This is a genomic window from Bacillus cereus group sp. N6 (assembly GCF_016483705.1).
In the GTDB taxonomy this organism is placed as follows: domain Bacteria; phylum Bacillota; class Bacilli; order Bacillales; family Bacillaceae_G; genus Bacillus_A; species Bacillus_A wiedmannii.
The window spans coordinates 1-493 of record NZ_JAEHBI010000208.1; the positions used below are offsets into that span (position 1 = coordinate 1).

Genomic DNA, 493 nt, shown 5'->3' on the forward strand with positions numbered 1-493 from the left:
CCCTATTTTTTTATTAATAAAAAAATAGGGGCTTTTCTATAGACATGTATCTCTTCCCTTTTTTTCTTTTGTACATACCCTATATAGAATATACTTTGTTTCAAAGAAAGGAATGAAAATATGGATAAACAAAACCCTCTTTTATTCTTTACCAAACAAGAATTATCTCATTTTTCACCGGCGCAACAACAAGAATTATTCACATTTATTAATACAATTCTTCCTTCTTTCTCTTCTGATTCTATCTTAACTCCCATGCTTGTTCCTACTATTCCCATTACACCTCCCCAAGAAGCTCAATTTTTAGCACTTATGCAAACCTTTCAAAATGCTGTCAATGCTTATCTAACAAATCCAACCATACCTAACAACACGGCATTACGAAATAGTATGACGAATTTATACAATTTTCGTAACTACTGCTTTAGCTGTGGGTAGTTACATAAACTAGGTTAAATTGTTCACTATAACTATTTACTCTTTCTCCAAAATA

At 31.2% G+C, this 493-nt stretch carries 1 protein-coding gene; it reads left to right on the forward strand.

The window, feature by feature from the left end:
* Nucleotides 1–120 precede the first annotated feature (120 nt).
* The gene (locus JDS99_RS30975; protein WP_199696500.1) at nt 121–438 is read left to right on the forward strand and encodes a hypothetical protein; all 318 of its coding nucleotides are present in this window, start codon (nt 121–123) and stop codon (nt 436–438) included.
* Nucleotides 439–493: the final 55 nt, after the last annotated feature.